Source organism: Amycolatopsis sp. H20-H5, from assembly GCF_035828755.1.
Lineage (GTDB): Bacteria > Actinomycetota > Actinomycetes > Mycobacteriales > Pseudonocardiaceae > Amycolatopsis.
Genome location: NZ_JAYMZS010000195.1, coordinates 417 through 9902 on the forward strand (window position 1 = coordinate 417; position 9486 = coordinate 9902).

General features: G+C 69.7%; 5 protein-coding genes and 1 pseudogene. 2 read left to right on the forward strand and 4 right to left on the reverse strand.

Annotated features, from left to right (window positions below):
• Together QMK34_RS45485 and argG are read right to left on the reverse strand one after the other, a co-directional pair.
• The coding region (locus QMK34_RS45485) for a diguanylate cyclase domain-containing protein (protein ID WP_326421126.1) at positions 1-1914 on the reverse strand (1914 nt) is incomplete at its 3' end.
• Between the two features lie 464 nt (positions 1915-2378).
• On the reverse strand, positions 2379-3827 hold the full coding sequence (argG, locus tag QMK34_RS45490) for an argininosuccinate synthase (RefSeq protein ID WP_326421128.1): 1449 nt from the start codon (positions 3825-3827) through the stop codon (positions 2379-2381).
• Between the two features lie 108 nt (positions 3828-3935).
• On the opposite strand from argG, the gene QMK34_RS45495 reads away from it, so the two are divergent.
• Positions 3936-4982, forward strand: coding sequence for an amidohydrolase family protein (locus tag QMK34_RS45495; RefSeq protein ID WP_326421129.1), 1047 nt, complete (start codon positions 3936-3938; stop codon positions 4980-4982).
• Between the two features lie 51 nt (positions 4983-5033).
• Here QMK34_RS45495 and QMK34_RS45500 read toward each other — a convergent pair.
• Positions 5034-5605: pseudogene (locus tag QMK34_RS45500) on the reverse strand (glycoside hydrolase family 16 protein); the annotation flags it as partial.
• 129 nt (positions 5606-5734) lie between these two features.
• Positions 5735-7036 (reverse strand): PQQ-binding-like beta-propeller repeat protein, encoded by a 1302-nt coding sequence (locus QMK34_RS45505; protein WP_326421131.1) that lies wholly within the window; start codon positions 7034-7036, stop codon positions 5735-5737.
• Between the two features lie 153 nt (positions 7037-7189).
• Here QMK34_RS45505 and QMK34_RS45510 point away from each other — a divergent pair, with 153 nt between their 5' ends.
• Complete coding sequence (locus tag QMK34_RS45510; RefSeq protein WP_326421132.1) at positions 7190-9271, forward strand: putative Ig domain-containing protein; 2082 nt, start codon at positions 7190-7192, stop codon at positions 9269-9271.
• Positions 9272-9486: the final 215 nt, after the last annotated feature.

Below are 9486 nucleotides of genomic sequence, written 5' to 3' on the forward strand. Positions count from 1 at the left end.
CGTCGGCGCGGCCAGCCGGTGCCGGGTCAGCGCCGCGCGGATGCTCTGCTCCAGCGTTTCGGTGCCCAGCCTGGCCGCGCCGACGTTGACGTGCACGGTCAGCGCGGGTTCGAGCGCGGCCACCTCGCGGCAGGCCAGGTCCAGCACCAGCGCGTCCAACTCGGCGCCGAGCCCGGCACCCTCGGCCGCGCGGACGAACGTCTCCGGCGACACCGCCGTGCCGTCCGGCGCGGTCCACCTGGCCAAGGCCTCGACGGCCAGCGGCGTTTCGTCGGCCAGCCGCACGATCGGCTGGAAGACCAGGCTGAAGCCCTCCGGGAGCCCGCGCCCCGCCCGGCGCAGCGCCGCGGGGAAGTCCGGCGGCCCGTCGCACGACGGCCGGTAGACGACGGTGGTGTCCTTGCCCAGCCGTTTGCCCGCGTACATCGAGGTGTCCGCCCGGCCGAGCAGCACGTCCGAGGTGACCAGCGGCTCGGCCGGATCCGGGACCACCAGTCCCATGCTCGCCCGGACCGCGACGAGCGTGCCGTGCACCACGAACGGGCGACGCAGCGCGGTCCTGATCCGGTCCGCGATGACCTGGGGCGGGTCCACCTCGCCTTCCAGCAGGATCGCGAACTCGTCGCCGCCGAGCCGGGCCACGGTGTCGGTCGAGCGCACACAGCCCACCAGCCGCTGCCCGACCGCGTGCAGGACGACGTCACCGCCAGCGTGCCCGAACCGGTCGTTGATCTCCTTGAAGTCGTCCAGGTCCACGAAGGTCAGCACCAGCGGGTGCCGTCCGTCCGCCCCGTCCGCGACCGCGCGGTCGAGCCGGTCGGCGAACAGCGCGCGGTTGGCGAGCCCGGTCAGCGGGTCGTGGAACGCCTGGTGGGTCAGCTGCTGCCTGCCCTCGTACACCCGGCGCAGCAGCAACCGGTTGTCCAGCAGCGAAAGCAGCTGCCTGGCCAGCACCAGGAAGATCAGCAGCACACCGACGCTGACCTCGACCGCGTCCGGCCCCGCGCCGAACAGCAACTGGCCGGTGATCACCAGCGCCACGGCGGTGACCGGCAGGTAGGGCAGCGCGAGCTGCCACCAATCCAGGCCCGCCTGCTGGTTCGCGTCTTCACGCCGCCTGGTGCTCGGCGTGGCCACCAGCGCGTAGGCGATGAGCACCGGCCCGAGCACGAAACCCGCGTCGGCCCACGGCTTCATACTCTGCGCGCCGATGCTGACCAGGTAGGCGAAAATACTGTCGGAGCAGGCGAGCGCCACGATACCGGCGGCGAGCAGCAGCAGGCTGGCGCGGTACGGCCGGTCGACGCGGTCGAACACCACCAGCAGCACCGCCACGACGACCACGACGAGGTCCGAAAGCGGATACGCGATGGCCACGGCCCAGGCCAGCGCGTCCGGCCCGACGGCCGTCACCACCGGGGCCAGCGCCGCCGTCCAGGCCAGGATGAACAGCGACCCGGTCACCACCAGGCCGTCGAGCACCACGGCCACGCCGAAATGTCCCGTCCACTGCCTGCGCTGAGCACGCTGGCGGTCCTCCCGTTCCCGCGAATGGGCCAGCACGAACAACGCCGGCAGCGCGAAAACGGGGAAAGCCAGGTAACCGACGTCGGCGAGCGAAGGCGAGGGCAGGCCCTCCTTCTCGACGATCTGGTACCACGACCAGACGAACTGCCCGACCGACCAGAAAGCCATGCCCAGCGCGACCAGCAGCCGCCACCAGCGCTGGGTCCCGCGGACCCGGCGGCCGACCAGCACCCCGCACACCACCGCGGCCAGCCCACCGCCCAGCTGCAACCCGTCGTCGACCCACACGGAGAAGCTGTCGCCCCACAGCGCCAAGCCGTTGACCACGACTGCCGCCGACAGGACGACGAGCAGCAAAGCCGCGACCTGGTACCGCCGGACTGTCATGGCACCTCTGCGTGGTCACGAACCTCGGACGGACTGAGGAACACTACCCCAGCGGCATCGGCCGCGCTGACGGTCATTCGTGCCGGTAGCCAGGCCGGACCACCCCGGTCTCCGCTCGCGCCGAGGGCTTTAAAGTCCCTCAGGACGTACACGTACGAGGTGAAACCGGGCTGCACTGGCGTGACCGGCGCAGTGGACCACCTGGCACGGCCGCACCCTGCCCGCGTCGCACGTGGTCGGCGGCGGCGCCGACCTCACGCAGAACGAGTAGTAGCCCGCCACGGACACGGTGCCGTCCGCGAAGGTGCTCTTCACGTGCATGTACTGCGAATCGGTCGTGAGCGGCGTCGGCTTTGCCGTCCGCGCGCGCCCCCGACGTACGAGTACGTGTAGCCACGGCAAACGCCGTCAGCCGTGCCACTCCCGCAAGGGAACGCCACGGCTGACGACGTGCGGACGAAGGCTCAGTCGGTGCCGAACTCCATCGCGGCGTGGTCGAGCAGCTCGTCGTCGCCGGAAGACTTGCCGCGCGACGCGATCGCCTCGGCGCCGCCCTCGGACATCGCGCCGATCAGGCCGGTCGAGGCGGCCTGCGCCGCACCGATCAGCGCCGGGTGCGAACTGCCGACCATGCCGAGACCCGCGTACTGCTCGAGCTTCGCCCGCGAATCGGCGATGTCGAGGTTGCGCATGGTCAGCTGGCCGATCCGGTCCACCGGCCCGAATGCCGAGTCCTCGGTCCGCTCCATGGAGAGTTTGTCCGGGTGGTAGCTGAACGCCGGTCCGGACGTGTTCAGGATCGAGTAGTCCTCGCCGCGCCGCAGCCGCAGGGTCACCTCGCCGGTGATCGCGGTGCCGACCCAGCGCTGCAGCGACTCGCGCACCATCAGCGCCTGCGGGTCCAGCCAGCGGCCTTCGTACATCAGCCTGCCGAGCCGCCGTCCCTCGTTGTGGTAGCTGGCGACGGTGTCCTCGTTGTGAATCGCGTTGACCAGCCGCTCATAGCAAGCGTGCAGCAGCGCCATGCCGGGCGCCTCGTAGATGCCCCGGCTCTTGGCCTCGATGATGCGGTTCTCGATCTGGTCGGACATGCCGAGGCCGTGGCGGCCACCGATGGCGTTGGCCTCCAGCACCAGGTCGACGGCGGAGGCGAACTCCTTGCCGTTGATCGTCACCGGCCGTCCCAGTTCGAAGCCGATCGTGACGTCTTCGGCGGCGATCTCGACTTTCGGGTCCCAGAAACGCACGCCCATGATCGGGTCGACGAGCTCGACGCCCGTGTCGAGCTGTTCGAGCGACTTGGCCTCGTGGGTCGCGCCCCAGATGTTCGCGTCGGTGGAGTACGCCTTTTCGGTGCTGTCCCGATAAGGCAGGCCGTGGGCGAGCAGCCACTCGGACATCTCCTTGCGGCCGCCGAGTTCGGTGACGAAGTCGGCGTCCAGCCACGGCTTGTAGATCCGCAGGGAGGGGTTGGCCAGCAGGCCGTAGCGGTAGAACCGCTCGATGTCGTTGCCCTTGAAGGTGGAGCCGTCGCCCCAGATCTGGACGTCGTCCTCGAGCATCGCGCGCACCAGCAAGGTGCCCGTGACCGCACGGCCGAGCGGAGTGGTGTTGAAGTAGCCGCGGCCACCGGAGCGGATGTGGAACGCGCCGCAGGTCAGCGCCGCGAGCCCCTCTTCCACGAGAGCTTCACGGCAGTCGACCAGGCGGGTGATCTCCGCGCCGTACGCCGTCGCACGCCCGGGCACCGACGCGATGTCGGGTTCGTCGTACTGGCCGATATCAGCGGTGTAGGTGCACGGCACCGCACCGCCGTCGCGCATCCACGCGACCGCTACAGAGGTATCGAGGCCGCCGGAGAAGGCGATCCCGACGCGTTCGCCGACGGGCAGGGACTTCAGCATCTTGGACACAGCATGATTATGCACGACGATGCATCACCGTGCAATTTGGGCCGTGCCGTCGATCCTCTACTGTCGAGGGTGGTGCGCCGATGACACGGCGTTTTGGGGAGGTCAGCAATGGTTTTCAGGGTGCGCGGGATCACCTTGCCGGATCGGGTGGAGCAGACGTTCGTGGTGGACGGCGACCAGCTGCGGGTCGATCCCGCTTCCGGTGCGGAGCTGCTCTCCGACGGCGGCTGGCTGCTACCCGGGCTGGTGGACACGCACACCCACCCGGGCACGGAAGCCACGACGGACACCTTCGACGAAGACCGGTTGCGTCGGCACCTGCGCCAGCATCGCGACGCGGGGGTCCTTCTCGTGCGTGTACCGGGCGCCGCGGCCCGGATCCCGAAGTGGGTCGACGACGAACCCGACCTGCCCCGGGTCCACTCGGCGGGCCGGTGGCTGGCGACGCCCGGCCGGTTCTACGAGAACTACGGACGCGACATCAGCGAGAACGACCTCGCGAAGGCCGCCGTCGAGGAATCACTCGCTTCCTCCGGCTGGTGCAAGATCATCGGCGACTGGAGCCCCCAAGACCGCCCCGTCCCGCTCGACGTGCTCAGCGACGCCGTCGCGGCGGTGCACGCCGTCGGCGGCCGGGTCGCGGTGCACGGCCAGACCGCCGAGGGCTGCCACAACGCCGTCATGGCCGGAGCCGACAGCCTCGAGCACGGCATGCACCTCGATCCCGCGCTGCTCGGCCGGATGGCGGCACAGGGCACGGCGCTGATCCCGACGTTCACCACGTTCGACGGCATCGTCGAACGCGCCCGCGCCAACGAGTCGGATCCCTTGCGCGACTGGCTGATCGACGGCTGGGACGGCATGCTCGCCACGGTCCGCGCCGCGTTCGACGCGGGCGTCACGGTCCTCGCCGGAACCGACTGCCTCCCCTTCGGCAACGTGACCACCGAGATCGACTGGCTGCTCAAGGCGGGGCTGCCGCCCGAGGCCGCCGTCGGCGCCGCGTCCTGGACGGCGCGCGCCTGGCTGGGCGTACCCGGCCTCCGCGACGGGGCACCGGCCGACCTGGTGGTCTACGACGAGGACCCCACCGCCGACCCCGGCGTCCTGGCCCGCCCGAAGCGGATCATCCTGCGCGGCCAGGTGATCCGCTGAACGACCGTCCCGAGCTGGAGGTCTGCTCCTCCAGCACGCTCGTCCGTGGCCGAACGGCGTGCCGCTGTTCGGGTCGCCGGGCCAGTAGCCGCCGACCGCGAGGTTGAGGATGAGGAAGAACCGGTGGTTGAACGCCCAGGACTTCCCGCCGAGGCGTCCGAGAAGTTGGGGCCGGAGTACGCGGCGCCGATTCCGCCGGAACCGGAGTATCCGGGGCCGTGGATGGTGCCGTGCACCTTGGTCGGCTCGAAACCGACGTTCTCCATGATGTCGATCTCGTCGCGGTTCGGCCAGCCCACGCTGCCGATGTTGCTGCCCAGCATCCAGAAAGCGGGCCACATGCCCAGCCCGAGGTGTTCAGCCGCGCCGAGGTGTACTGACAGCGGCCGTACCAGCAGTTGTAGTTGGCGGGGTTCTCTTTCTTCGCCGTGATCACCAGATGGCCCTGGCCGTCGAGCGCGGCGTTGCCGTTGCCAGGGGTGTACGCACTGCCGCTCGTGATTGTTCACGTTGTCACCGGTCTCGTGCACCCACTTCGACCCGTCGACGCCGCTGCCCGCGACGCCGTTGAAGTCGTCCGTGAAACTGGCCAGCACGGTGTCGGTGCTGGGGGGTGCGAGCATGGCCGACCCGAGCAGGAGCAGCGCGGCGGGCGCGGAACGCCGTTTCAGCCATTGTTTTTAGCTGTGAAGAAAGGAGGGGCCGACGGGGAACGGTTGACAAGGGGTGCCCCGGTGATCGGGACACGGCGATCAGCCGATGGCGGCGAGCACGCCGTTGCGCGCGCCGACGATCAGCGCGCCGTCCCCGGTCAGCGCGGGATAACTGTCCACCGGGGCGCCCAGGTCGACGTCGAACAGGGGCCCGCCCCTGGCGTCGAAGCCGTGGACGTGACCGTTCTGCCCGGCCAGGTAGGCGTGATAGGTCCGGTCGACCACCGTCGAGCTCCAGATCTGTGCGCCGATCGGGCCGTAGGTGGCCGCTTCGGCGCCGGTGCGGACGTCGTAGACGTGGACCAGACCGGCGTGGTCGGCGACGTAGGCCAAGCCGGTGCTCGTCACCGAAGGGGACGAGTAGGTGATGATGCGCGGCGCTTGCCAGGCCGGGGTTCCGTCGCGGTGGTACGCCCATTCGCGGCCGCCGTTCGTCCCCAGGAGCACGGTCCCGTCGGGGGCGAGCCCGGCCGAGACCTCGACGATGTCGTCCGCGGGTTCGGCCCGCCACGCCACCGCGCCCGCGCTCCCCCGGTCGTCGATCGCGACCAGGGCGGAGTCGGCCGTCGTGTAGAGCCGCCCGGTGCCGTCGGTGACCACCGAACCGTAGGACACGTTGCCGGTGTCGAGCGTCCAGACGGCCTGGTGCCCCTGCCCGGAGACGTCGAGCGCGCTCACCGTTCCGGACTGGTCGCCGACGTAGACGCGTTTGCCGTCCTGGCTGATCGGTGACGTCGGCCTGCCCGGCAGGTCATGGGACCACAGGCGCGCGCCGGTGGGCGACAGCGCCACCAGCGCGCCGGACGTGGGCACCAGGATGATCCCGTCCGGCAGTACCAGCGGGGAAACCGAGAGGTCGCCGCCGCTCGGGCCGCCGGTGTCGAACGTCCACCGGTCGGCGCCGGTGGCGGGGTCGAGCGCGTGCAGGATGCCCGCGTTGGACGACGCGTAGATCGTGCCGTCCGCGGCGGTCACGGGCCCGGCGGTCGCGGCGCCTTCGAGAGTCCTTCGCCAGCGCAGTTTTCCCGTTCTGGGACCATCCACAGTAGACGATCCACTGTGGCGCGCGTCGTGCAGGGCCGAGGGCCAGGCCGACCAGCTCGCGGTCCCGGGCGGGGCGCCGGGTACCGCTTCGAGCGGCTTCGGGCCCGGCGCAGGAGCAGACGGGGCGGGCGGGGCCGAGGCACACGCCGCGGCGACCAGACAGGTCGAGATCGCTGCCAGTAAACGGCTTCGCAAAGGACTCACGCGATCAGCCGCCGGTTCCGGTATCCACCGGACGGACGTTACGGCGCGACGCGGCCCGTGTCCTATCCCGGCCGCACCCGGTAAGAAAGCCACAAGAATCGCGGCGTTCGGCGGTACCCAGGATCGTCCTTCGGTGGTGCGCCAGGGAAGGACGAGAAACAGTACTTATGGCCGGTTGTTGGGACGCAGGTCAGGGGGGACGCTGTCGATGGCTCCGACCGGCGGGGCCCAGGGAAGGACAACCCCATGAGATCGAGGGTACTTTCTGCTGCGCTCACCCTGGCCGTCAGCGCGCTGGGAGTGGTGCTGTTCACGGCACCGGCGCAGGCCGCGGCCTGCGGCGACCAGCTCGTCGGCAACGGCGGCTTCGAAAGCGGCACCACCCCGTGGACCCAGACCACCGGCGTCATCTCCGCCGCCACCGCGGCACAGCCCGCACACGGCGGCAGCACGGACGCGTGGCTGGACGGCTACGGCAGCGCGCACACCGACACCTTGTCGCAAACGCTGACCCTGCCCGCCGGATGCGCTTCGGCGACGCTGACCTACTGGTCGCACATCGACACCTCGGAGACATCCACCACCGCCAAGTACGACACGCTGGTGGTGCAGGCCGGGACCGACACCTTGGCGAGCTACTCCAACCTCGACAAGAACACCGGCTACGCGCAGCGCACCGTCGACATGTCGCGCTACCTCGGGCAGACGGTGACGCTGAAGGTCACCGGCACCGAGGACTCGAGCCTCGCGACCAACTTCCTGCTCGACGACTTCTCACTGACGACGACCGGTTCCGGCAATTCGCAGAGCCCCGTCGTCACCGCGCCGGGCAACCAGTCGAGCACCACCGGCCAGGCGGTCTCCCTCCAGATCCAGGCGAGCGATCCGCAGGGCGACGCGCTCACCTACGCCGCGACGGGCCTGCCCGCCGGGCTGTCGATCAACGCCACCACCGGGAAGATCACCGGAACGCCCACCGCGGCGAGCACGTCTTCGGTGACGGTCACCGCGAAGGATCCGGGCGGTAACACCGGAACCGCCACCTTCACCTGGACGGTCACCGCCACCCCGGCCGACACCACCCGCACGCCGATCAACCCGGCGTACACGGTGAGCCTGAGCTCCAACGCCGCGGGCGACACCTGGACCGGCCACCAGTCGGTCAGCTTCACCAACGGTTCGCCGACCGCGCTGCCCGAGGTCTACCTGCGACTGTGGGACAACTACCACGGCAGCTGCCCGTCGACGCCGATCACCGTCACGAACGTCACCGGCGGCACAGCGTCCGCGCTCAGCGTCAACTGCACCGCGCTGAAGATCACCCTGCCCAGCCCGCTGGCGCAGAACCAGTCCGCCACCATCGGCTTCGACCTGAGCATCGTCGTGCCCAGCGGCGCCGACCGCTTCGGCCACGACGGCGCGTACAACATGATCGGCAACGCGCTGCCGATCCTCGCGGTGCGCGACGGCGCCGGCTGGCACCTCGACCCCTACACCAACAACGGGGAGTCGTTCTACTCGCTGATCAGCGACTTCGACGTGACGCTCGTGCACCCGAGCGGCCTGCTCACCCCGGCCACCGGCACGTCGACCGAGACGACCAGCGGGAGCACGACGACCACCCACGCCACCGCGGCCAAGGTGCGGGACTTCGCCTGGGGCGCCGGGCCGTTCGCCAAGATCTCGGCCACCTCGGCCAAGGGCTTCCGGGTGAACGTCTACTCCACCAACGGGATCTCGTCGAGCAGCGCCAGCTCGATGCTCAGCCTCGCCACCGACGCACTCGACGTGCACTCGGGCCGGTTCGGCGACTACCCGTACACCGAGATGGATGTCGTACTGGACAACAACTTCTGGTTCGGCGGGATGGAGTACCCGGGTTTCGTGCTCGACCTCGTGTCGACCACCGCGCTGCCGCACGAGCTGGCCCACCAGTGGTTCTACGGCATCGTGGGCGACGACGAGTACAACTCGCCGTGGCTGGACGAGAGCTTCACCGACTACGCCACCGACCTCTACCGCGGGGTCACCGGGAGCGGCTGCGGCATCACCTGGCAGTCGAGTGCCGAGAAGCTGACCAACTCGATGGCCTACTGGGACGCCCATTCGTCCCGGTACTCCACCGTGGTCTACAACTACGGCAAGTGCACCCTGCACGACCTGAGGCGCCTCATCGGTGACACGGCGATGGCCAACCTGCTCAAGACCTACGCCCAGTCGCACTGGTACGGCGTGTCGACCACGGCCGAGTTCAAGGCCGCGGCGCAGGCAGCCGCCGGTTCCACCGACCTGACCTCCTTCTGGACGTCACACCGCGTGGAAGGCTGACCCACCCACAAGTCCCTGAAGGCCACCTTCACGGCGTTTTACGCTGTGAAGGTGGCCTTCAGGGACCGCGGACCGGGAGTCCCGAGGTCTAGTACTACAGAGCTAGATCTTTGCGTGTCGGTTCGTGATATCGGCTGCTGGTTGTGCGAGTGTTTGCGTGTGACCATTCCTTCTGCTGGGCGGGCTGGCGTCGCGGGCGGTGCGACTCGGGAAGA

Bases quoted from the DNA above. Each gene is read 5' to 3' on its own strand.
- QMK34_RS45495 (WP_326421129.1), top strand. From the start codon at position 3,936: ATGGTTTTCAGGGTGCGCGGGATCACCTTGCCGGATCGGGTGGAGCAG.
- QMK34_RS45510 (WP_326421132.1), top strand. From the start codon at position 7,190: ATGAGATCGAGGGTACTTTCTGCTGCGCTCACCCTGGCCGTCAGCGCG.